Source organism: Marinovum sp. PR37, from assembly GCF_028807375.1.
GTDB lineage: Bacteria > Pseudomonadota > Alphaproteobacteria > Rhodobacterales > Rhodobacteraceae > Marinovum > Marinovum algicola.
In genome coordinates this window covers 1-22,512 of sequence record NZ_JARAML010000018.1, presented here as the reverse complement: position 1 = coordinate 22,512, position 22,512 = coordinate 1, and the positions used below count along the sequence as shown (strand labels likewise).

General features: G+C 65.3%; 24 protein-coding genes and 2 pseudogenes. 20 read left to right on the top strand and 6 right to left on the bottom strand.

What is annotated here, in order from left to right; translation table 11 throughout:
* Positions 1 to 43: 43 nt before the first annotated feature.
* The 3 genes from PVW49_RS15160 to PVW49_RS15150 are packed head-to-tail and all read right to left on the bottom strand — an operon-like array spanning position 44 to position 3,086.
* A complete protein-coding gene (locus PVW49_RS15160; protein ID WP_074836083.1) occupies positions 44 to 1,078 on the bottom strand; it encodes an ABC transporter substrate-binding protein in 1,035 nt (344 codons plus the stop codon).
* Positions 1,048 to 2,424 carry a sensor histidine kinase gene (locus PVW49_RS15155; RefSeq protein ID WP_048533359.1) on the bottom strand — a complete coding sequence of 459 codons (1,377 nt, stop codon included), beginning with the start codon at positions 2,422 to 2,424 and terminating at the stop codon, positions 1,048 to 1,050. Before PVW49_RS15155 ends, PVW49_RS15160 begins: the two co-directional genes overlap by 31 nt.
* Complete coding sequence (locus tag PVW49_RS15150; RefSeq protein WP_048533360.1) at positions 2,421 to 3,086, bottom strand: response regulator transcription factor; 666 nt, start codon at positions 3,084 to 3,086, stop codon at positions 2,421 to 2,423. The genes PVW49_RS15155 and PVW49_RS15150 overlap by 4 nt, the downstream gene beginning before the upstream one ends.
* 109 nt (positions 3,087 to 3,195) lie before the next feature.
* Here PVW49_RS15150 and PVW49_RS15145 point away from each other — a divergent pair, with 109 nt between their 5' ends.
* The 8 genes and pseudogenes from PVW49_RS15145 to PVW49_RS15110 all read left to right on the top strand — a co-directional run.
* On the top strand, positions 3,196 to 4,176 hold the full coding sequence (locus tag PVW49_RS15145; RefSeq protein WP_048533361.1) for a tripartite tricarboxylate transporter substrate binding protein: 981 nt from the start codon (positions 3,196 to 3,198) through the stop codon (positions 4,174 to 4,176).
* A gap of 266 nt (positions 4,177 to 4,442) precedes the next feature.
* A complete protein-coding gene (locus tag PVW49_RS15140) occupies positions 4,443 to 4,925 on the top strand; it encodes a tripartite tricarboxylate transporter TctB family protein (protein ID WP_274590935.1) in 483 nt (160 codons plus the stop codon).
* Positions 4,926 to 4,937: 12 nt separating this feature from the next.
* Positions 4,938 to 6,455 carry a tripartite tricarboxylate transporter permease gene (locus PVW49_RS15135; protein WP_074836086.1) on the top strand — a complete coding sequence of 506 codons (1,518 nt, stop codon included), beginning with the start codon at positions 4,938 to 4,940 and terminating at the stop codon, positions 6,453 to 6,455.
* Between the two features lie 233 nt (positions 6,456 to 6,688).
* Positions 6,689 to 7,075 carry a winged helix-turn-helix domain-containing protein gene (locus PVW49_RS15130; protein WP_274590934.1) on the top strand — a complete coding sequence of 129 codons (387 nt, stop codon included), beginning with the start codon at positions 6,689 to 6,691 and terminating at the stop codon, positions 7,073 to 7,075.
* Positions 7,045 to 7,266, top strand: coding sequence for a hypothetical protein (locus PVW49_RS15125; RefSeq protein ID WP_274590933.1), 222 nt, complete (start codon positions 7,045 to 7,047; stop codon positions 7,264 to 7,266). Before PVW49_RS15130 ends, PVW49_RS15125 begins: the two co-directional genes overlap by 31 nt.
* 157 nt (positions 7,267 to 7,423) lie before the next feature.
* On the top strand, positions 7,424 to 7,798 hold the full coding sequence (gene tnpA / locus PVW49_RS15120) for an IS66-like element accessory protein TnpA (RefSeq protein WP_274590932.1): 375 nt from the start codon (positions 7,424 to 7,426) through the stop codon (positions 7,796 to 7,798).
* Positions 7,795 to 8,142 (top strand): IS66 family insertion sequence element accessory protein TnpB, encoded by a 348-nt coding sequence (gene tnpB / locus PVW49_RS15115; RefSeq protein ID WP_067921507.1) that lies wholly within the window; start codon positions 7,795 to 7,797, stop codon positions 8,140 to 8,142. The genes tnpA and tnpB overlap by 4 nt, the downstream gene beginning before the upstream one ends.
* Positions 8,143 to 8,204: 62 nt before the next feature.
* Positions 8,205 to 8,822 (top strand): annotated as a pseudogene (locus tag PVW49_RS15110) (IS66 family transposase zinc-finger binding domain-containing protein); the annotation flags it as partial.
* 265 nt (positions 8,823 to 9,087) lie between these two features.
* On the opposite strand, the gene PVW49_RS15105 reads toward PVW49_RS15110, so the two are convergent.
* Positions 9,088 to 10,140 (bottom strand): IS110 family transposase, encoded by a 1,053-nt coding sequence (locus PVW49_RS15105; RefSeq protein ID WP_074837893.1) that lies wholly within the window; start codon positions 10,138 to 10,140, stop codon positions 9,088 to 9,090.
* Between PVW49_RS15105 and tnpC the strand changes: the two genes are divergently transcribed.
* The 11 genes from tnpC to PVW49_RS15050 all read left to right on the top strand — a co-directional run bounded on the left by tnpC (position 10,096) and on the right by PVW49_RS15050 (position 19,999).
* Entirely contained in the window at positions 10,096 to 11,199 is a 1,104-nt protein-coding gene (tnpC, locus tag PVW49_RS15100; RefSeq protein ID WP_274590931.1) for an IS66 family transposase, read from the top strand. The genes PVW49_RS15105 and tnpC overlap by 45 nt on opposite strands.
* Positions 11,200 to 11,674: 475 nt before the next feature.
* Entirely contained in the window at positions 11,675 to 12,664 is a 990-nt protein-coding gene (locus PVW49_RS15095) for a thiamine pyrophosphate-dependent dehydrogenase E1 component subunit alpha (RefSeq protein WP_274590930.1), read from the top strand.
* 13 nt (positions 12,665 to 12,677) lie between these two features.
* On the top strand, positions 12,678 to 13,706 hold the full coding sequence (locus PVW49_RS15090) for an alpha-ketoacid dehydrogenase subunit beta (RefSeq protein WP_274590929.1): 1,029 nt from the start codon (positions 12,678 to 12,680) through the stop codon (positions 13,704 to 13,706).
* 72 nt (positions 13,707 to 13,778) lie between these two features.
* A complete protein-coding gene (locus tag PVW49_RS15085) occupies positions 13,779 to 14,012 on the top strand; it encodes a lipoyl domain-containing protein (protein ID WP_274590928.1) in 234 nt (77 codons plus the stop codon).
* Complete coding sequence (locus PVW49_RS15080) at positions 14,009 to 14,689, top strand: 2-oxo acid dehydrogenase subunit E2 (protein ID WP_274590927.1); 681 nt, start codon at positions 14,009 to 14,011, stop codon at positions 14,687 to 14,689. The genes PVW49_RS15085 and PVW49_RS15080 overlap by 4 nt, the downstream gene beginning before the upstream one ends.
* Positions 14,686 to 15,384 (top strand): lipoate--protein ligase family protein, encoded by a 699-nt coding sequence (locus tag PVW49_RS15075; protein WP_274590926.1) that lies wholly within the window; start codon positions 14,686 to 14,688, stop codon positions 15,382 to 15,384. Before PVW49_RS15080 ends, PVW49_RS15075 begins: the two co-directional genes overlap by 4 nt.
* Before the next feature lie 50 nt (positions 15,385 to 15,434).
* Complete coding sequence (locus PVW49_RS15070; protein ID WP_274590925.1) at positions 15,435 to 15,737, top strand: DUF1330 domain-containing protein; 303 nt, start codon at positions 15,435 to 15,437, stop codon at positions 15,735 to 15,737.
* 77 nt (positions 15,738 to 15,814) lie between these two features.
* On the top strand, positions 15,815 to 16,402 hold the full coding sequence (locus PVW49_RS15065) for a hypothetical protein (RefSeq protein WP_274590924.1): 588 nt from the start codon (positions 15,815 to 15,817) through the stop codon (positions 16,400 to 16,402).
* A 12-nt stretch (positions 16,403 to 16,414) separates the two neighbouring features.
* The gene (locus tag PVW49_RS15060; RefSeq protein ID WP_274590923.1) at positions 16,415 to 17,992 is read left to right on the top strand and encodes a GMC family oxidoreductase; all 1,578 of its coding nucleotides are present in this window, start codon (positions 16,415 to 16,417) and stop codon (positions 17,990 to 17,992) included.
* A gap of 125 nt (positions 17,993 to 18,117) precedes the next feature.
* On the top strand, positions 18,118 to 18,702 hold the full coding sequence (locus tag PVW49_RS15055; RefSeq protein ID WP_274590922.1) for a VOC family protein: 585 nt from the start codon (positions 18,118 to 18,120) through the stop codon (positions 18,700 to 18,702).
* Positions 18,703 to 18,757: 55 nt separating this feature from the next.
* On the top strand, positions 18,758 to 19,999 hold the full coding sequence (locus tag PVW49_RS15050; RefSeq protein WP_274590921.1) for a HupE/UreJ family protein: 1,242 nt from the start codon (positions 18,758 to 18,760) through the stop codon (positions 19,997 to 19,999).
* Positions 20,000 to 20,001: 2 nt separating this feature from the next.
* Here the strand turns inward: PVW49_RS15050 and PVW49_RS15045 are convergent, their stop codons facing one another.
* Both PVW49_RS15045 and PVW49_RS15040 read right to left on the bottom strand, forming a co-directional pair.
* Positions 20,002 to 21,837, bottom strand: coding sequence for a sigma-54-dependent Fis family transcriptional regulator (locus tag PVW49_RS15045; RefSeq protein ID WP_274590920.1), 1,836 nt, complete (start codon positions 21,835 to 21,837; stop codon positions 20,002 to 20,004).
* 132 nt (positions 21,838 to 21,969) lie between these two features.
* A complete protein-coding gene (locus tag PVW49_RS15040) occupies positions 21,970 to 22,326 on the bottom strand; it encodes a hypothetical protein (protein ID WP_274590919.1) in 357 nt (118 codons plus the stop codon).
* Positions 22,327 to 22,358: 32 nt separating this feature from the next.
* Between PVW49_RS15040 and PVW49_RS15035 the strand changes: the two are divergent.
* A pseudogene (locus PVW49_RS15035) lies at positions 22,359 to 22,469 on the top strand (SDR family NAD(P)-dependent oxidoreductase); the annotation flags it as partial.
* Positions 22,470 to 22,512 lie beyond the last annotated feature (43 nt).

The following is a 22,512-nucleotide window of genomic DNA, read 5'->3' as shown; positions in this document are numbered from 1 at the left end:
TCCCGGAGTGGCTCCGGGACGGGCGGGCGCAGGGGCGCGCGCCTCACTCCTGCAAGATCGCGTTGGTCCATTCGTTCTCGAAGGCGGCGCGTTTGAGCCGGTCGAGATAGACCAGCAGCCCGGGGCCGAGGTTGATCCGGCTCAGCGCCATCTCGCTGTTGCTCAGCCAGCGGTCGACCGAAAGCAGCGGATCGCGGCCAAAGGCCTGGGCCAGAACGTGATCGACAAAATCGCCGGCCAGCTCCGGCTCCGGCGCGCCCTGCGGGATGACGGCGGTGCGCAGCATGATGGTGGTGAAATCCGACGGCAGGATGATGCTGATCCCCGACAGGTCCTGGCGTTGCAAGGCATAGCTGCCCAGCACGTTGTAGGCGACGAACAGATCGCCGCCGGAGACCGCATCGATCATTTGCGACGAGCAGCAATAGAGCCGCGCGCCAAGCCCGCCCATCACCTCGGTCAGCCGCCAGTAGGTTTCCGACACCCTGCTTTCCTGCGTCGCGAAGAGATAGCCCAGACCCGATTCGCGCACGTCGTAGGTGCCCACCTTGCCGCGAAACCGCTCGGGATTGCGGCGCAGCACGTCGATCAGGTCCTGGCGGCTGCGCGGAATGCCCTCGGCGGCAAAGGCGGCGTCGGATACGACAATCGCCGCCGGCTCCTGGGTGAAGGCAAAGACCATGTCGTTCCACTTGGCCCAGGCCGGCACCTCGCGCGTCACCTCGGAGCTGTGGCGCTGCACATGGCCATCGTTGGCCAGCTTGGTCTGAAGATCCATGGCGCTGGAAATTACCAGGTCATAGGCATCGCCCCCGTCGGTCGCGGCCTGCATCACATCGGTGGAACTGGCGACGATGTAGTCGATGCCGATCTCCGGCGCGGTGCGAAGGTAGCTCTCGATCCGCGGCGCAAAGATCGCGGTGTCGGTGGTCGAGAGGATGCGCAGGCTGCGCGCGGCATCCGCGGGGCCGAAACGCCGGCGATCCTCGATCTCGAGTGCCGCCGCCAGGCTGGCGCAGATCATCAGCAGCGCGGCCGGGACAGACCTCAGGGCAAGGGAAAGAGCAGACTGGCGCATGCACCGCCTCCGTGTTGATTGTCGAGGTGCAGCCGGCCGCCATGGGCGGTGACAACATCCTGAACGATGGTCAGCCCGAGTCCCGAGCCGATGACGCCCTTGGCATTGCTGCCGCGCGCGAAACGTTCGGTCAGGGCGGCGCTGGTGCCCGGCGGAAAGCCGGGGCCCTCGTCGCGCACCTCGAGCCGGACGGCCCGCGCGTCGCGGCGCAGCGAGATCTCGATCCTGGTGTCGGCGGGGCTGTATTTGACGGCATTGTCCAGCAGGTTGCGGACGGCACTTTGCAGCAGGATGGCATCGCCGCTGATCGTCGCCGGGTCGGCATGGGGGATGTCGAGCCCGATGTCGGCGATCTCGGCCACCGGGCGGATGCGTTCCACCGCGTCGCGCATCAGCGCCCTGAGATCGACCCTGTCGCGCGGCAGGCTGTCGAGCCGGAACGAGACCATCGCGTGATCGAGCAACTGCCCCGCGGTCCGCGAGCTTTCGTCGATCGCCTCGATCATCTCGGCCATGGCCTTGCGGTTCTCGGGTTTGTGGATCTGGCGCTGGATGATCTCGGCCTTGGTGCGCACCACTGCCAGCGGCGTGCGTACCCTGTGGGCAGCCTCGGCGATGAAATCCTCGGACCGGTTGAGCGAGGCTTCGAGCCGCGCCATGAAGCCGTTGAGCGAGGTCACGAGACGCGCCATTTCCTGCGGCACCGGCGCGTTTACCGGGCGCAGATCGGTCGGGCCGCGGCGCGAGACCGAGGCGGTCAGCCGGTCGAGCGGCTGGATCGTGGCGCGGGCGATCAGCAGCGCCAGCACCACGGTCAGCGCAAAGAACCCCGCACCGACGGCAAGCGACAGCCGCGAGGTCCAGGCCAGGGTCTGGCGCTGGCCCGACAAAGTCTGGGCGACGCTGACCTCGAGCACATTGCGGCCGAGATCGGTGGCGAAGGGCCGCGTGACGGCGGCGATCCGCACCGCCTCGCCAAGAAATTCCGCCGAGAGCTGCGCCGTGCCCCGCGCGCCCACCCGCGGCGGGCGCGGCAGCTCGGCATAGCCGGTGAGCAGCTCGTCCCCCAGCCGCACCGCATAGAACACCCGCTCGTCGGTGATGCTGTCGAGCATCGAGAGCGCGGCATAAGGCAGGTCGACCATGACCGAGCCATCGACGATCCGGGCGCTGTCGATCACCGACAGCGCCGACGCGGTGAGGATATTGTCCTGGCTCTGCTGCGCCACCTGGCGTGCCACCGATTGCACCAGGAAATAGACCAGTACCGCCAGCACCGCCGAGGCACAGAGCAGCAGCACCAGCAGCCGGCGGCGGATCGAGCCCTGGACCACCGGCCGGGTCATGTCTGCTCCAGCTTGTAGCCCAGACCACGCACGGTGGTGATGGTCACATCCGAGCCGGCCAGATGCTTGCGAAGCCGCGCCACATAGACCTCGATGGCGTTTTCCGAGACCTCCTCGTCATACGAAAACAGCCGGTCGACCAACGCCGGCTTGGAAAAGATCATCCCCGGCGCATTGATCAGAACCTCAAAGAGCCGCAGCTCCCTGGTGCGCAACTGGGTCGCGGCGGCGCCGACATGCAGCACGCCGGAGGCGGAATCGAAACGAATCGCCCCGAGGCTCAGCACGCTGCTGGCGCTGCTGCCCCGGCGCCGCAACACCGCCCGGCACCGCGCCTCGAGCTCGGCGAAATCGATCGGTTTGACCATGTAATCGTCGGCCCCGAGATCGAGCAGGCTGATCCTGTCCGAGATTTCCGAGCGGGCGGTCAGTACGATGGTGGGGGTGCGGTTCTCGGTCAGCCGCAGGTGGGTGAGAAAGCTGCTTCCGTCACCGTCCGGCAACATAATATCCAGCAAAATCATATCGTAAGAGGTGGTCGCCACGTAATCCCGCGCGGTCTCGAGATCGCCGGCATGATCGACGACATGGCCGTCGAGACTGAGCCGGTCGACCACCGCCGCCGCCAGCGGCGCATTGTCCTCGATCAGTAAAAAACGCACGCCGCTCCCTACCCTTCCGCGTCCCGTGTCAGCTTGGTGTCAGGTTACGGGACCAAACCCCTCTCACATGACGCGCATATGCCATGCCGTCAAACGGGAGGAACAACTTATGACATTCGAACTGGGCCGTCGCGCCCTTCTGGCCGCGGCTGCGGCCGTCGCATTCACCGGGTCGGCGCTGGCCGAAAGCCACCAGGTGCTCGACAAGGTGCATTTCCTGATCCCCGGCGGCGCCGGCGGCGGCTGGGACGGCACCGCGCGCGGCACCGGCGAGGCGCTGACCAAGGCGGGTCTCGCAGGCACCGCATCTTACGAAAACATGTCTGGCGGCGGTGGCGGCAAGGCGATCGGCTATCTGATCGAGAACGCCGAAAGCCTGCATGACACGCTGATGGTGAATTCGACCCCGATCGTCATCCGCTCGCTCACCGGCGTCTTCCCGCACAACTTCCGCGACCTGACGCTGGTGGCCGGCACCATCGGCGATTATGCGGCGCTGGTGGTCAACGCCGACAGCGACATCGACAATATGGAAGATCTGCTGGCGGCCTTCGACGCCGATGCCAATGCCACCGCCATCGGCGGCGGTTCGGTGCCCGGCGGCATGGACCACCTGGTCGCGGCCATGGTGATGGAAGCGGCCGGCAAGGACGCGCTGAACGTCAAATACATCCCCTATGACGCCGGCGGCAAGGCCATGGCGGCGCTGCTCTCGGGCGAGATCAAGGCGCTGTCGACCGGCTTTTCCGAAGCCGTGGCCCTGGCCGAGGCGGGTGAGGTCAAGATCATCGGCGTCACCTCCGACGAACGCGTCGACGCCTACGCCGATGCGCCGACGATGAAGGAACAGGGCATCGAGACCACCTTCATCAACTGGCGCGGCTTCTTTGGCGCCCCCGGCATGCCGGAAGACAGGGTCGCCCTCTACCAGGACGCCATCGCCAAGATGTACGACACCCCGGAATGGGAAGCCGTGCGCGCCCGCAACGGCTGGGTCAACATCCACAACCCCGGCGATGAGTTCAAAGCCTTCCTCGAAGGCCAGGAAAAGGTGATCGGCGATCTGATGAAGAAGCTCGGCTTCCTCTGATCCGCCACCGGGGCGAGGGGCCAGCCCCTCGCGCTCCCCGCGGTATTTGCAGCAAGAGGAAGGGGGGACGCCATGTCTCCCCTTCCCGAAGGCAGCGCCTTCCCCTTGCACGGTCATCGGCTCCTCAGCCTGTACCGTGGACCCAGATTACCGCGCATTTGGTTAAATTTGTCTTTCCTCTTGCCGAAAATACCCTCGGGGGCCGCCGCAGGCGGCGGGGCAGCGCCCCGAACCGAGGCCGGCAGAGACCCCTCAGGAGACCTGGAATGGCCCTCGATCGCTGGATCGCCTTCGTCATACTCTGTGTGGCACTCGCCTACGCCTATGCGGCGTTCTTCACCATGGACCATCTGCTGCCGCCTTTCATGCAGCGCAATCCGATCTGGCCGAGCACCTTTCCCAAGGTGCTTTCGGTGCTGGCCATTCTCGCCGCGCTGGTGATCCTGCTGGGGCTCGAGAAAGCGCCCGAGAGCGACAAGGCGCCCGACATCGACTACCGTCGCCTGCCCGACTACCACCTGGTCCCGGCGCTGGCGCTGCTGGCGCTGATGGCGGCCTATGCGCTGCTCTTGCGCCCGGCGGGGTTCCTGCTGGCCACCGCTGGCTTCCTGACCCTGGGCGGGGCCATTCTGGGCGAACGCAAGTTTCACATCCTGCTGCCGGTCGCCGGCCTCGCCACCGGCGTGGTCTGGTACCTGGTCGAGCAGGTCCTGGGCATCTTCCTGCGCCCGCTGCCATTTTTCCTGTAAGGAGCACGAGACATGATTGAAGGTCTTCTCATCGGCCTCGGCGCTGCCTTTTCGCTGCAAAACCTGATCATGGTGATTGCCGGTTGTCTGATCGGCACCTTCATCGGCATGTTGCCGGGGCTGGGCCCGATGTCGATCATCGCCATCATGATCCCGGTGGCGATCACCATCGGCGATCCTTCCGCAGCGCTGATCCTCCTGGCCGGGGTGTATTACGGCGCGATCTTCGGCGGCTCGACCTCGTCGATCCTGCTCAACGCGCCCGGCGTGGCCGGCACCGTGGCCACCAGTTTCGACGGCTATCCCATGGCCCGCCGCGGCCAGGCCGGCAAGGCGCTGACCATCGCCGCCATCGCTTCGTTCTGCGGCGGCACCATCGGGGCGATCCTGCTGATGGTTTTTGCACCGATGCTCTCGACCGTGGCACTGCTGTTCCATTCGGCGGAATATTTCGCGTTGATGGTGGTGGGGCTCTCGGCGATTGCCGCCTTTGCCGGCACCGGAAACGTGGCCAAGGCGGTGCTGATGACGCTGCTTGGCCTGATCATGGCCACCGTGGGCGAAGGCGCGCTGTTCAACATGCCGCGGTTCACCATGGGGCTGATGGATCTGCAATCCGGCTTCAGCTTCATCACCCTGGCAATGGCGATGTTCGCCCTGCCGGAAGCGCTGTTCCTTGTACTCAACCCGGCGCGTTCGGCCCAGGGCAGCGGCAACGGCAAGATCGAGAACCTGCGCATCTCGCGCCCCGAGGCGCGCCAGATCGCGCCGGTGATCGGCCGCCAGTCGATTCAGGGCTTCTTCATCGGCGTCCTGCCCGGGGCGGGGGCCACCATTGCCTCGTTCCTCGGCTACGCGGTCGAGCGCAACATCGCCTCCAAGGACGAGCAGGCCGAGTTCGGCAAGGGATCGGTCAAGGGCCTGGCCGCGCCGGAATGCGCCAACAATGCAGCCTGCACCGGCTCTTTCGTGCCGCTGCTGACGCTGGGCATTCCCGGCTCGGGCACCACTGCGATCCTGCTGGGCGCGCTGATCGCGCTCAACGTCACGCCGGGACCGCGGCTGATGATCGACGAGCCGCAGATCTTCTGGGCGGTGATCATCTCGATGTACATCGGCAACCTGGTGCTGCTGGTGCTGAATCTGCCGCTGATCCCCTATATCGCCAAGGTGCTGGCGATCCCGCGCAACTATCTGATTCCCTTCATCCTGTTCTTTACCCTGATGGGCAGTTACATCGGCCAGAACAACGCAACCGAGCTCTTGATCCTGGTCGGCATGGGGATCTGCGCCACCATCCTGCGGTTTGCCGATTACCCGCTGGCGCCGCTGCTGATCGGCTTCATCCTCGGCCGGATGCTGGAAGACAACTTCGCCCGTTCGATGCAGCTCTACGACGGCGTCAGCTTCATCATCGACCGGCCGATGACGCTGGGCCTGCTGGTGGTGGCCATCCTGCTGGTCGTGGTGCCCAGCTACCGCGCCCGCCGCGCCAGGGCCCGGCAGGCCGGCATCGCCGACGGCGATTGAACGAGCGGCGGGGCCGAGCGCGGCGCAATCGGTGCCCCTCCGTGCGCCTCTGGAGTTAAGACCCGCGCGGTCCGCGCGGGGCCCATGGCCGGCGGCAGGGTCGGTTGCCAGGGCGGCGGGATGCCGGTCACGCCGCGAGAGCATCCAGCCGCCAAAGCATTTCGGGGAAACCCTGAGTCGCGGGGATTCCCTTGATTGGCCGATTGTGGTTCATCCGGTGGCGAGGATGTTTCATGTCGGCCCCAATGCCAGGGGCGATTCGGTCGCGGTTTCAGAAATATATTGAGGAAGGGTTAAGCGGACGCGCGGCGGCGTTGCGGCTCAAGCTCTCGGCCTCGACAGGCACAAGGTGGGCAAGGTCCGTGCGCACCAGAGGCCACGCCGATCCCGGGTCGCAGGGCCGCCCGAAAGGCGGCGGCAAGCTGGAGCCGTTCACCGACTTCTTCGAAGAACTGGTCACCCAGGACCCCGACATCACGCTCCATGAGCTGCGCGACGCGCTGTCCGAAGCCGAGGGTGTCATCGTGCACCATTCCTCGATCTCCGACCTGCTGTCGAAGCTGGGCTACACGTATAAAAAAAGTCGCTGGTGGCCACCGAGCGCCGCCGTGCACAGGTAAGACAGCAGCGCAAGGACGGGTTTGTGCATCGCATCCCGGCGATGCAGGCGATGCAGGCGATGCCCGAACGCGTTGTGTTCCTTGACGAAACCTCCGTCAAAACCAATCTCACCCGGCTGCGCGGACGTTTACTAAGGTATTCAGCGCCCTCCGAAGAATATGCGACCTGTTCACTCCTGACGAATGCATGAACTAGTTTCGCGTGGCCGGATATGCGCCAGGTTAATCCAGAAGTGCTCTAGGGTCCGCAGGAACCGCCCGATTGAGACCGCCTGCCTGACTGGGGCTCTCTGCTCTAAGACACGTGCATAACGGCGTCGTTAACGACGTGTCTTATCTGGAGGGGTCATGCTGGGCGAAGTTCTGGGCGTCGAGCGGCGCCGTCGGTGGAGCGATGACGAGAAGCTCGATATCCTCTCGGAGGTCGGCATTGGCGGTGCGACGGTGACGCAGGTCGCGCAGCGCCACGAACTCACTCGTTCGCAGATCTATGGGTGGCGTCGGGATCTGAAGAAGAAGGGGCTATGGTCGCCGGACTGCGGGGCTGTCTTTCTTCCGGTAGACCTCGCGGCAATTCCCGAGCCTGCCAGCGCGCACCCATCCACACCTTCGCGGCCTGTCCTGATCGAACTGCGGCTGAGCAACGGGCGGTGCCTGAGGTTCGACAGCAGCATGGATGGTGACGCGCTGACCCGGCTGATCCGGGCGGTGGAGGCGGCATGATCGGGCCCGGAACGGGGGTGCGGGTCTATCTGGCCTGCGGCGTCACTGACATGAGGAAGGGCATCGCCGGTCTTTCCGCCATCGCACAGGATGTCCTGCACCAGAAGCCCGCAAGCGGCGCGGTCTTCGCGTTCCGAGGGCGCCGGGGCGATCGCCTGAAGCTGCTCTACTGGGATGGCCAAGGTTTCTGCCTCTACTACAAGGTGCTTGAGCGCGGCCGCTTTCCCTGGCCTGGTGCCGAGGGTGGTGCTGCCCGGCTCACCTCCGCGCAGCTGGCGATGCTATGGGAAGGCATCGATTGGCGGCGTCCGGATTGGGGCGCGCCGCCGGCCCGCGTCGGGTAGTTTGTTCTACTCAAAGCCCTTGTTTCATTGGTCATTCCGAATGCCGCATGGTATTTGTCGGCATGTCCGAAGACGCTGCCATTCTCTCCGATGATCCTGCCGTTCTGAAAGCGATGATAGCCGCGCTTCAGGCGGAGAATGCGCGCATGTCAGCCACGCTCCAAGCCCATGAACAGCTGGTCCAGGCGCTGCGCCTGCGGATCGCCAGGCTCCAGAAACAGGCCTTCGGCAAGTCATCGGAAAAGATCGAACGAGAGATCGCCCAGCTCGAACTGGCGCTGGAAGACCTGCTGGTCGCGGCCGCCGAGCAGCGCAGTGAACCGACCGGCGAAGAGGACGGGGAGCCTTTGGCCGCTGTTGCCGGGATCGCCGAACTGCGCCCCCGTCGCAGGCCACGGGTGTCCGACGCCACTCCCCGCGAACGCTGCGAGCTCGATCCCGGCGCCTGCTGTCCTGATTGCGGCGGCGATCTCCGCGTGGTCGGCGAGGATGTGAGCGAGTTGCTCGACATGGTCGCGGCGCAGATGAAGGTAATCCAGATCGCGCGGCTGAAGAAATCCTGTCGCCGGTGCGAGAAGATGGTGCAGCCTGCCGCCCCGAGCCGTCCGATCCCCGGCAGCATGGCCGGGCCCGGTCTGCTGGCGCATGTGTTGGTCTCGAAGTTCGCGGACCACCTGCCGTTTCTGTGATCGGGCGGGTTTGGTCAAGCGTCCATCGAGCAGGTCCATACTTCTGTCCGTGGTCGGCACGCCGCCACAAGATGCGAACTGTGGAGGTCGGGATGCTCCTAAGCTTTACCTCGTGCTCATGGCTCCATGGGTAGATCCGAGCTGATCCCGTCCATCGTCCCTGCCCGGGACGTCGCACCGCCACCCGTAGGTGCCGGATCTCAGTTAGTTATTGAGTGTCGTCAGGGCGGCCCGTGGAGAATGACCTGTTCGTAGGTCATGCGACTGCGACATCCGCGGCGCATGCCGGCGGATGAGCTTTCGCCCAATAGGCCGTCCCAGATTTCCACATGGCCAGAAGGATCGTGGCGAGCTTCCGGCTCACGGCCACAATGGCCTTCTTCATGCAGGTTCTCTTCGCGATCCGAAGACCCCAGGACTTGAGGGGCGACATGATTCGGACGCGGCCGAGAATGGTGGCGGCAGCCTCGAACAACATCGTGCGCACGCGTGCATCGCCCGCCTTGGTGATGCGTCCGACAATATCGGTCTTGCCGGACTGCCATCGTCGGGGCGTCAGCCCGAGCCAGGCGCCGACGTCGCGGGACCGGGGAAACCGATCCGGATCATCGACCGCGCTGCGGAAGCTCAGCGCCACAACGACACCGACGCCGGGCATCGTCATCAAAATCCGTGTCACCGGATCGGACTTTGCGAGCGCAGTGAGTTGGCCCTCGATCTTAGCCAATTCAATGAGCAGCAGTGCCCGGACGCGCAACATCGCCTCCACGATGCCCTCGAGAACCTCGTGGCCGTCAGCGAGTTCACGGGCACGTGCCTCCCAGGTTCTTCGTGTCGCAGCGTCCATCTTCAGCCCGAAGTTCCTGAGTGCAGCCCGCATGGAATTCTCGGTGGCCGTCACCTTCTCCACCAGGAACGTGCGCGCGGTGAGCAAGGCGCGGGTCTCCTGGGCGTCGAGCGACTTGACGTGCACGCGCTTGAACCAGCCCAGGCGGACCAACTGGGCAATGCCGCGCGCGTCGTGACGATCCGTCTTCACACGCATGGCGGCAAAGGCGGCCCGGACATGGCGCGCCTCCATCACAGACACCGAGAAGCCCTCCTTCATGAGGCCTTCGAAGAGCCATTGCGAAAGATTTCCAGCCTCCAGCCCCACATGTTCGATGCGGCGACCTTGATGGCGGATAGCCTTTGCGATCGCGTCCGGCTCGCTCGCCGCACGCGTTTCCTTGATGATGCGGCCACCTTCGTCGATAACGCAGATGTGCGTCTCGTCGAGGGACACATCGAGGCCAACAAAAAATTCCATGGTCTGAACTCCTTGATCGGTTGCAACGAAGGACATGGTCCCAACGTTGCGGTCTGGCGCAAAGCCCGATCAGCGCATCTGTATCGCCTGAACGAGATCTACGCCCGCATGGGTGCGGACGTGCCCGACAGCACGCTGCTGGACTGGTGCGGCCGGGCCATGAAGGTGCTCGAGCCGATCATCGACAGGATCGAAGCCGAGGTCATGGCCGCGCCGGTCCTGCACGCCGACGACACGCCGATCCGCGTCCTGGACCGGTCCCGCCGCGACCGCGGTTTGGGCAAGGGGGTTAAGCAGGGACGGATCTGGGCCTATGTCTCGGACCAGAGTTCCTGGGCCGGCACGGCTCCGCCCGGCGTGGTCTACCGCTTCTCACCGGATCGGAAAGGCGAGCATCCCCGGCAGCACCTCCAAGGCAGTGCTGGCATCCTTCAAGCGGATGCCTATGCGGGCTTCGGCCAGCTCTACGAGCGACGCGCAGACGGCAGCAGCCAGTTCCGCGAGGCTGCCTGTTGGGCGCACCTGCGGCGCGACTTCCACGACGTCTGGGAGGCCACGAAGTCCGAGATCGCGCGGGAGGCACTCGACCGGATCGGGAGGCTTTACGACGTCGAGCGAGAGATCGCCGGCCAGTCCGCCGAGATGCGCAAGGCCGCGCGGCAGCGGCATTCCAAACCCATGGTCGACGCCTTCAAGGCGTGGGCCGAAACCCAGCTGCTTCGTATTCCCGGCAAGGGCGACCTCGCCAAGGCGTTCCGCTACGGGCTGTCCCGCTGGCCGTCCTTCGAGCGGCTTCTCGAGGACGGACGCATTGGCATCGACAACAACCCGGCTGAGCGCGCCATGCGCCCGATCGGCATCGGAAGGAAGAACTGGCTCTTTGCCGGCTCGGATAGCGGCGGAGAAACCCTTGCCCGCGCCATGACGCTCATCGAGACCGCGAAGATGAATGGGCTGGACCCACAGGCTTGGTTCGCCGACGTGCTCAAGCGCATCCACGACCACAAGATCAATCGGCTCGGCGAACTGCTCCCGTGGAACTGGGCGCCCGACGTCTAAGCGGCGGTATCAATCGGGCGGTTACGGTCCGCAGAGCGGACTAACCTGCCATTCGCTGCGGACCTTCAGATTTCGCTGCGGTCGCGAAAACCTCCGACAGGGAGGGGGGAGCGGGCTTTAGCGGCTGGCGCAAATAGTAAAGTCGATAAGAATGAAGCGGCCATTCCATGCGACCTGCGGCGCCCTCCCAATGAACGACGCGAAATTGACCTGTCGATCAAGGGAGTGCGATAGATCTATTTAAGAAGAGCACCGATCCAAACCGGCGCGCAGGTTGATCGCCAGGCAAGCCGTTGCGCTTCTGAAACCGTCTGCCGGATGTCCCGATGTGTCTCATCCTGTCTCACTATGAGACACAAAGCGCCCTCCCCGACCGCCCGGCCAGACCCGGCGTTGCGTGAAACGACAGTGCTGAACAATCCTGACTTCAGAGCTTCATGCGGCAGACCCGCCGCAGCCATGGGAGGAGGAGTTCATGTCACCAACACGCGAACAGCAGCATTGGATGTATCGCAACATGGTCACGAGCCGCAGGTTCGAAGAGACCATCGCGCAGATTTATTTCGAAGGAAAACAGCCGGTGTTCAATATGGCCAACGGGCCGATCCCCGGCGAAATGCACCTGTCCGACGGGCAGGAGCCGGTGGCGGTGGGGGTCTGTGCGCATCTTGCTCCCCATGACGTGGTCACGGCCACCCACCGCCCGCATCACCAGGCCATTGCAAAGGGCGTGGACCTCAACAAAATGGCCGCCGAGATCTTTGGCAAGGCCACCGGTCTTTCGGGCGGCCGTGGCGGGCATATGCACATTTTCGACCCGGAGGTTAACTTCGCCTGTTCCGGCATCATCGCGCAGGGCATGGGCCCGGCGGTGGGCGCGGCGCTGTCGCGCAAGATGCAGGGTAAACCCGGCGTCGCGGTGGCCTTCCTCGGCGAAGGCGCGGTCAACCAGGGCGCCTGGCACGAGGCGATGAACCTCGCCGCCGTGTGGAAGCTGCCCTTTGTCTGCGTGATCGAGGACAACGCCTGGGGCATCTCGGTCGCCAAGAGCACGGCTACCGCCATCGAGAACAACGCGGACCGCGCCGCCGCCTACGGCATCCCCGGCAAGCGGATCGAAGGCAACGACCCCTTCGCAATCTACGAGGCGGCGGGCGAGGCCATCGCCCGTGCGCGTGCCGGTGACGGTCCGACACTTCTTGAGGTCGAGACCTATCGCCTGGCCGGGCACTTCATGGGCGACGCGGAAGGCTACCGTCCAGAGGGCGAGAAGGATGCCCTTCTCGCCAAGGACCCGATCCCGAAGATGCGTCAAGGAATGCTGGCCGAAGGCACGGCCACCGAGGCCGAGCTCGACCGGATCGAGGCAAAGGCGACTGAGCGTGTGGACGCCGCCATCAAATATGCCCGCGACAGCGCGGACCCGGCGCCCGAAGACGCGCTGACCGCCGTTTTCGCGGCCTGAGGGAGTAAGACCAATGACCAAGAGCAACGAAAGAAAACTCACCATCGCCCGCGCCATGGCCGAGGCCACCGCGCAGGAAATGCGGATCGATCCTAATGTCTTCGTGATGGGCGAGGACATCGGCCCCTTGGGCGGCGTCTATGGGAACACCCGCGGCCTGATCGACGAATTCGGCGCCGAGCGCATCCGCGATACGCCGATCTCCGAGACCGCCTTCATCGGCGCCGCCGTGGGCGCGGCGATGGACGGGATGCGGCCGGTAGTCGAGCTAATGTTCGTCGATTTCTTCGGCGTCTGCTTTGACGCGATCTACAACCTGATGGCCAAGAACATCTATTTCTCCGGCGGCAACGTGAAGGTGCCGATGGTGCTGATGACCTCGACCGGCGGCGGCTATTCCGACGGCGGCCAGCATTCGCAATGTGTCTACGGCACCTTTGCGCATCTGCCGGGAATGAAGGTGGTGGCACCGTCGAATGCCTATGACGCCAAGGGCCTGATGACCGCCGCCATGCGCGACGATAGCCCGGTGGTCTACATGTACCACAAAGGCTTGCAAGGCATGGGCTGGCTCGGCACCGAACCCGGGGCGACGGTCCATGTGCCCGAGGAAAGCTATACTGTCGAGATTGGCAAGGCCAAGGTCGTGCGCCAAGGTCGCGACGTTACCATCGTCAGCCTCGGCATGGGCGTCCACAATGCGCTGAAGGCCGCGAAGACGCTGGACGCGCAAGGCGTCAGCGCCGAAGTGGTCGACCTGGTCAGCCTCGTGCCGCTCGACCGCGAGACCATCCGCGACAGTGTCGCCAAGACCGGCCGGCTGATCGTGGTGGACGAGGATTACATGTCCTACGGCGTCTCTGGCGAGATCATCGCATCGGTCACCGAGCACAATATCTCGGGGCTCAAGGCCCCGCCCAAACGTGTCGCTTTCCCCGATGTGCCGATCCCCTTTGCCCGGGTGATGGAGCAGCATTGCCTGCCCAACCCCGACAAGATCGTCGCCGCCTGGAACGAGATGGGCGCGCTTCAGCCCGCCTGACCGCACACACTCACGGAACCCAATATCACCGGGGGCGCGTCTCGCGTCCCCGATCAGAGAAGGACTGCCCCAATGGCAACCGATATCACCATCCCCTCCGATCTCTGGGAAGAAGACGAGGAAACCGTCATCACCTCATGGCTGGTCGACGATGGCGCCACCGTCGAGAAAGGGGCGCTGATCGCCGAGATCATGACCGCCAAGGTTCAATACGAAATCCACGCGCCCGCCTCGGGCACCGTGACGATCACCGAAGAGGCCGATGCCGTCGTCGCCAAGGGCGCGGTCATCGGACAGGTCGGATGACCGCTCAGATCAGGAGCGTCCCGCTCAAGGGCGTCCGCGGCATGATCGCCGACCGGATGGTGCAGAGCCTGCAAACCGGGGCGCAGCTCACTCACCACGCCAGCGCCGATGCCTCGGTCCTTCTGGCCGAAAAGGCGCGGATGGCGGAGGCGGGCACCAAGGTCTCGGTCGAGGACCTGCTGATGCTGGCGGTGATCCGGGCGCTGACGAACCACCCGGACGCCAATGGCCGGGTCGAGGGCAAGGAGATCAAGCTGTCGGACACTGTCGACCTGTCGGTGGCGATCGCGCTGCCCGGCAACCTGCTGGTCGCACCGGCGATTTTCGGGGCCAGTGCCATGACCGTCAGCGAATTGCGCGCCGCGCGGCAGGATTTGGCGGCGCGGGCCAAGGCCAACAAGCTGAGCGTGTCCGAGATGACCGGAGGCACCTTCACCGTCTCCAATCTCGGGCTCACGCGGGTCGAGCATTTCACCCCGATCATCAATGCGCCGCAGATCTGCATCCTCGGCGTCGGGCGGCTGACCGACCGTGCCTTGCGTGGACCGGACGGCGGGATCGAGCTGCGGCCGCATGTCGGCCTGTCGCTGACCTTCGATCACCGTGCGCTCGACGGTGCCCCGGCTGGGGACCTGCTGACTGAAATCTGCGTCGAGATCGAAAGCTTCGCGCCATGACCTGCGTCGAGCTCCAGACCGCCGCCGAGGGCGTGGCGCGCGAGGAGGCGCTGTTTGCCGCCGGGCGGCCCGCGCTCCTGCTCTGGCGCGCGGTCGAGCCTGCCATCGTCGTGCCGCGCAGCCGCGCGCGACAGGCCGGTTTCGTCGGCCTTGCCCAATCCGCCGCCCGCGCCGGCTGGCCGCTCACCCTGCGTGCCAGCGGCGGCGGCGCGGTGCCGCAGGGACCGGCGACGATCAACCTCGCCATGGTCACGCCGATGCCCGAGGGCGCGCGGATCGAGGACGGCTATCGCCTGATCTGCGGCGCGATTTCCGAGGCGCTGATGCGCTTCGAGGTGGCCAGCGACACCGGCGCGGTCGATGCCGCCTTCTGCGATGGCGATTGGAATGTCACGGTGGGCGGGCGCAAACTCGCCGGCACGGCGCAGCGCTGGCGGCCCATTGGGAACGGCCGCAGCCACGCGCTGATCCATGCCGCAATCTTCGCCAGCCACCCACCCGACACCGTATGGCCCGTTCTCGGCGCAATCGAAACCCACGCCGGCGGCATCACCCCGCCGCGCCGGCAGGTGCATGTGGCGCTGAGCGAACTGCTGCCCGCCACCATGCCCGCAAAGGCGCTGCAAGGCGCCCTGCTGCGCGGGGCCGAGGACCGCTTGCGGCATCTCACAGGCCCCGACCGCAAGGCGGCCTGACACCACCCTGCCCGGAGGAGCGGGCAGGCATACACCAAGGGAGACCCCAAATGGCCTATTACTCCGTACTCGCCGTCACCCCCACCGACGACAGCTGGATCCCCGATTACCTGCCCGTCGCCGGGCCGATCATCGAGAGGCACGGCGGCAAATACCTCGCCCGCACCACCAGCCACGCGCAACTGGAGGGCGATGACAGCCCCGCCGGGCTGCGCATCATCCTCGAATGGCCCTCCGAAGAGGCTGCCAGAGCCTTCATGAACGATCCCGAGTATGCGCCGCAGCTTGCCAAGCGGCACGCGGGATCGGTCAGCGAGCACTTCCTGATCGAGGGCAAGGACGACCTCGCCTGAGCCCGCGAACGGCAGCTCGCGGCCTGAGGAGACCGCGACTGGCGCGACACCACCACGCACGAACGGGAGGAGACCCGATGACCATCCGCTTCCACCGGCTGAAACAGTCGAAGAAGGACTACCTCGGCCTGAGCCGCCGCATGTTCCTGATGACCACCGCCATGGCAGGCGTGACCACCGGCACAATGCTTGGCAACCGCGCCTTCGCTACTCCGCTTGATACGGGCCAGGACGCCACGCTCCTGCGCATGATCCAGGACATCTATCCGCATCCGGACCTGCTTGAGATCAGCCACTACGAGGAGATCGCAAAGGCAGTGATCGCGAACGCCGAGGGCGATGCCGCGGCGGTCAGCGACCTGCGCGACGGCCTCGCCCGGATCGACGCTCAGGCCAAGAGCCTCTTCGGCACACCTTACGTACAGATCGAAGATACCGACGCCCGCGAAGGCGTGTTGCGCGCCTTCCAGCATGACGGCTTTTTCCAGGGCGTCCGCTGGACCGCCTATTTCGCCATCTACAACAACGCCGATGTCTGGCCGCTGTTCGGCTACGAGGGATCGTCGGTCGAATACGGCGGATACATCGACCGCGGCTTTTCAGACATCACCTTCGTTCCCGAGGGCCCGAGCCTCGAAGAACGCATGGCCAACGTGCAGAGCTGAGGGGAGCGGATCATGACAACTTTCGAGAAAACAGACGACAGCGTGGTCGTCATCATCGGCTCCGGCGCGGGGGGCGGGACACTCGCCAACGAGCTGGCGCAGAAGGGGATCAAGTCCGTGGTGCTGGAGGCCGGCAAGCGGCTCGACAGCTCGGACATGGAGAACGACGAATGGACGATGTTCCAGAAGATCTCCTGGCTCGACAAGCGTCACTCGGCGGGCGGCTGGCACGGGGCGGTCAACCACCCGACGCTGCCGGCCTGGATCGTCAAAGGCTATGGCGGCTCGACCGTGCATTGGGCAGGTGTCGCCCTTCGCTTCAAGGAGTGGGAGTTCAAGACCCGCTCCACCTATGGCACGGTCGAGGGCGCGAATGTCGAGGACTGGCCGGTCAGCCTCGAGGAATTGGAGCCGTGGTACGAGAAGGCCGAGCTCAAGATGGGCGTCACCGGCAAGACCACCGGCATGCCGCACCTGCCCTGGAACAACGGCTTTCGGGTTCTGGCCGAGGGCTGCCGCCGCACCGGGCGGACGGATTACAACTCCGGTCCCATGGCGATCAACTCGGTTGACCGCGATGACCGACCGGCCTGCCAACAGATCGGGTTCTGTATGCAAGGCTGCGCCATCGGCGCGAAATGGTCGACCATGGTCAGCGAACTGCCGCGTGCTGAGGACACCGGGCTTTGCGAAGTGCGTACCGACGCCATGGCGCTGAAGATCGAGCATGACGCGACTGGCAAGGTCACCGGCGTGCTCTATGCCGACAGCGAGGGCAACCAGCACCTTCAAAAGGCGCGGATCGTCTGCGTCGCCGGCAATTCCATCGAAAGCCCACGTCTGCTGCTCAACAGCGCCTCGTCGATGTTTCCCGACGGGCTGGCCAATTCCTCCGGCCAGGTGGGCAAGAACTATATGTGCCACACCTCGACGGGGATCTACGCGGTGATGCCGGAAAAGGTGCGCATGTTTCGTGGCACCTCGGTCGCCGGGGTCGTCGGTGATGACGTGAAACACGATCCCGGGCGGGGCTTCAATGGCGGCTACTACCTCGAGTTCCTGTCGCTGGGCCTGCCCTTCATGGCGGCCTTTCTGGAGCCCGGCAACACCGGTTGGGGGCGCAGCTTCTCGCGCGCGATGGAGCAGTATGACCAGATGTCGGGTGTCTGGGCACTGGGCGAAGACCTCGCGCAGGAGCAGAACGCCATCACCCTGCATGGCAGCGAGGTGGACCAGCACGGGTTGCCGGTGCCGATCGTCGCCAAGACGCCACACAACAATGACCACGCGATGACCGCGCATATGGTCGAGTCTACGTCGCAGATTTACGAATCTGTGGGCGCGACGGACATCTACGAACTGCCGCCCTATCCGGCCTCGCACAACATGGGAACCAACCGGATGCACGCGGATGCCTCGAAGGGCGTGGTCAATGCCCATGGCCAAAGCCACGACATCGACAATCTCTTCGTGTCGGACGGCAGCCAGTTCACCTCGTCCGCGGCCTGCAACCCGACCCTGACCATCGTTGCGCTGGCGATCCGGCAGGCCGAGTACATCGCGCAGGAAATGAACGCGCAGAACATCTGAACCAGCGGTTCCTCCCCGGTGTGGTCGGGTCTCCGGACCCGGCTGCATTGGGAGGCAAAGGCCCCACACGCGCAGGCTGCATCCCGCGCGCGCCGACCGCTCGCCCAATTTCAAGGAGAAAAGACATGAGCAAGATCCTGACCGCCGCCGCCCTTGCCGCGGCGCTGACCCTGCCCGCCGCCGCAAAAGCCCAGCTGCCCGGCATGCGCGGCACCCAGCACATCGGCATCACCGTGCCCGACCTCGACAAGGCGGTGAGCTTCCTTGTCGACGTGATGGGCTGCGAGAGCTTCTATTCCTTCGGTCCCTTCGGCCCTTTCGAGAACGACTGGATGAAAGACAACCTCAACGTCAATCCGCGCGCGGTGATCGAGCTGATCACCATGGTCAAATGCGGCAACGGCCCGGCACTGGAGGTGTTCAAGTATTCCTCTCCCGATCAGGCTCCCGAGCCGCCGAAGAACAGCGACATCGGCGGCTATCACATCGCATTCTACGTCGATAACATCCGCGAGGCCGTGGACTACCTGCGCGCGAATGACGTCCACGTTCTTGAAGACCCGCATCCGCTGACCGGCACCGGCTCGGAAGGGCAGGAATGGGTCTATTTCTTGTCGCCCTGGGGGATGCAGATGGAGCTGGTGAGCTACCCCGACGGGATGGTGTACGAGCAGGAAACCGACAAGCGGTTCTGGGACCCGCGCGATTAATTTGCTTCGCCCCGACCCGCTGCGACCGGGAATTTACCTCGGAAAGGAGCTTGTCATGAGCCTGCCGAACCGGGCGCTTGCGCCTTGGCTGTCGCTGCTGATCGGGGCGCTGCTGGCCTTCGCCACACCGCATATCGCCCGCGCGCATTTCAGCTATTCCGATCCGCGGATCATCCATGTCACCGAAACCCGGGGCGAACTGGCGGTCCTCATGCGCCTGCCGGCGCCTCTGGCCCTGTTGCCCGACGATTGGCAGGGCCGGGCCGAGACAGGTCTACCGCCCTTTGCCTTTGCCATGGGCGATGAGGCCTTGATCGATCCCAACGCGCTCGACCTTGCCGACCCTGGAGTGCAGGCCGCCTTGAGCCGCCTTTTGATGCTTGAGATCGATGGCCGCGCGGTGACCCCGGAAATCCGTGCGATCCGCCTTCATGACGATGACGCCCGTCCGCGTTTCGGCACCCTCAAGACCGCGCGATCTGCCCTCGCCGCCCCCGCCGGAACAGGCCCGGTTCCCTACTTCGACGCCACGCTCGATCTCCTGTTGATGGCCCCGGGGGGCCTCGACAGCGACCTCCGCCTCGCCTCCGATCTCGGTGCGCGTTTCGCGGTGATGGACCGCTTCGGCACCGTCCTCAAGCTGTACCGCGCAGAGGTCACAGAGACCCAAGCGGTGCTGGGCCCCTTCGACGTTCATTTTGCCGCCGCGACCACCCGTGTTGCGCAGCTGACGCAGACGGCGCTCAGCGGAGCCGAGCATATTTATAACGGTGCCGACCATCTTGCCCTGATCCTGCTGATCGCCCTCGCGGCGCGCGGCTGGCGGCAAGCTCTGGGCTGGGCCTCGGCCTTCACCCTCGGGCATGTCGCGACCTTGGCCGCAGGCCTCTACGGCGTGGCGCCTCAGGCCAGCTGGTTCATCCCGCTGGTGGAATTGGCCATCGCCCTGTCGATCGTCGTGACCGGGATCGCCATCTTTGCCCGCAAGCCTGCCGATTTCGGCCCGGTCGCACTGCTGATCGTCGGGCTGATCCATGGCTATGGCTTTGCCGCCTCCGCCTCCACGGCGACCTTCGCCGGAGATTTCGATGCCTCGAATCTGGTGGCCTTCGCACTGGGGCTGGAGATCTGCCAGTTCGCGCTCTACGCGCTGCTATTGCCGATCGTCCGGGTGCTGGACCACGCCCTGCCCACGAGAACCTCGGCCTGGCGGCGGGGGATGGCGCTCGGGGTCGCGCTGCTGGCCCTGTCGGAGACATGGGCGCGCATGGGGCTCGCGACCAGCGCCTTTGCCTGAGCTCAGGCGGGCCGGGAAATCCCGAATTGCTTCATCTTGCGATGGATGGTCGCGCGGCCCATGCCGAGGGTTCGCGCGGCCTGGCTGACGTTCCAGCGCGCGCCGGCCAGAGCGTCCTCAATCATGCTGCGTTCGTCGTAGTTTGCCACGGATCTTGGTACGGCGGGTGCGCCGGCTTGCAGGGTCGCGGGGGGTGCCAGGTCCAGAAGCTCGACGGCCGAAATCCGCCTCCCGTTGCCCTCCATCAGCGCCTGTTGCAGGACGTTCCGCAATTCGCGCAGGTTGCCCGGCCAGGGATGGGCGCGCAGCACCGCCAGCGCTTCTTCGGTGATCTCCACCTCCGCGCCAGCCAGTGACCCTGCGAGGTCGCGCGCGAGGGCGTCGATCCGCTCGCGCTCTGCCAGCGCAGGCAGCGCCACCACCGCGCGGGCCAGCAGGAAATTGAGGTCGTCGCGGAACAGCCCCTGCTCGACGTTCTGTCTCAGAGAATGGCGGCTGGTGGCCATGATACGGGGCATGTCGGTGCCCTCGGTCGCGTCGAAGATCTCAAGCACGGCGCGCAACCCGGCCTGCGCAAAGCCCGGCATTTCGTCGACATTCTCGAAGACGATAGTGACCGGCTCCCGGAGGCTGTCCGAGAGCGCGCCTGCGACCTGCGCCTGCCCTACAAGGGTCTTGAAATAGGCGCGGTCTTCCGGGATATCGTCGAGCGTGGCGCAATCCACCGTCATCATCTGCGCCGATCCGGCGTCGTCGGTCAGGGCCGCCACGAGGCTGGACTTGCCGGTGCCCGATGGCCCTTCAATCACGAAGGGCAAGCCCCGGCGGTAGTAGGCCTGCGCCCGGGCGCACATGGCTGCCATCCGTTCGCTACCCAGCGACAGGCGATTGAGCGACGGAGCCAGCTGGCGCCGCCGGGGGTTGGCCGGAGCCGCCTGTGGCGTGGGTTTCGGCGGTCTGCCGGCCACGCGCCGCTCGGACGGGACGCGCGCGGTGATCTCAAGCGAGGCGCCGCCGTGACGCACACTCAACACGCGGTCCGGCACCTGGACCAGCGAGGCGGGCTCCGCGCCGAACACCGTTTCGAAGGACTGACCCTTCAGCTTCGCAGGTGCCTCGCTGCCCGCGAGCAGATGCGCGCGCGCCGTGGCCCCAAGGATGATTCCGTCTTCGTTGACCGCCACCAGCTCATTGTTCTGCAGCAGGTCACGACCGGCACCGGGGGCGACCGTCACCAGCATCGAACTGTCGAACCGGCGTTCGAACAGCAGCCGCTGCACCCGGTCGGCCGCAGCTCCCAGCAGTTGCCGGGCAAAGAGGTAATCCGCGTGATTCCCACGGTCCACCATCGAGAAGTTGATCGCTCCCACTATCTCGTTCTCGGCATCGAAAAGCGGCACGGCGGTGCAGGAAAACGGCTTCAGCAGAGAGAAGTAGTGATCCTGCCCGCGCACGGTGAAGGCCGCCCTCTCCGACAGCGCCATGCTGACGCCATTGGTGCCGGCCACCCGCTCATCCCAGACCGAGCCCAGCGCGATGCCTTTGCGCTCGAACAGGTCGCGGCTGCCTTGCTTGCCCTCCAGCCGCACCAGCACGCCGTCAGCGTCGGTGACCACGAGGCAGGCGCCGGTTTCGGCGGCGATACCGGCCAGTTGCCGGAAGATGCCGTTTCGCCCGCCGGTGCGCTCGATCATCTCTTGGAGCCTGGGCGTCACCTCCGAAGATTGCATGCGCAGGATCGGGCGAGCGGTGTCGCGCGCCAGCTTGTACTTCAATTCGCAGCGTTGCCAGGACGCGCCAAGCGCGGCCTCGGGGCCCGGATGTGGGGCAAGGGTCATCATGTCTCCTCCGTCGTCCCGATACTAAAGGCAAACGGCGCCGAATATTATACACGATTTCGGAAAACTGAACTCCTGCTCAGGCGGGTTATGTCCCATTTCGGAAAAGAGAAACTCTGTTGCGAAATCGTCTCAACACGAGCCCACACGATGAAAGCCATGCACCAGCCGCCCCGCAGCGATCTCGCGCGCCACGCTCCAGACCGGGTTCACCGACAGCCCCATTTTCGCCAGTGTCGTCGCCCGCAAGGAGGCGCAGTCGTCGAAGATCGCCCGGCAGCGCATCTGCGCCAGGTCGAGCTCTGCCGTGTGTCCATTCGCGCTGACCAGCCGAGGTGTTCCGGAATCGGTCCAGGCGAGATGCAGACGGGACGCCGCTGGCTGACAGGGTGCCTGCAACAGCTGGAGACCATCGGCGTGAACCACGTCGCGATGAACCTGCGCTTCAACCCCGCGCCCGTCAAGACCGCCCTTGAACAGTCGGCACATCACGTACCGCCGACCTTCAACTGAGGCCCCCCATGACCAAGACCATTCTCATCACCGGCGCAACCGACGGAATAGGCCTGCTGACCGCCAAGACGCTGGCTGACGAGGGCCACAGCGTCTTGCTGCACGGCCGCAACGCCGACTGAGCTACTCCCCATCTTTTGGACAGGATCTGGCGTAAACTAA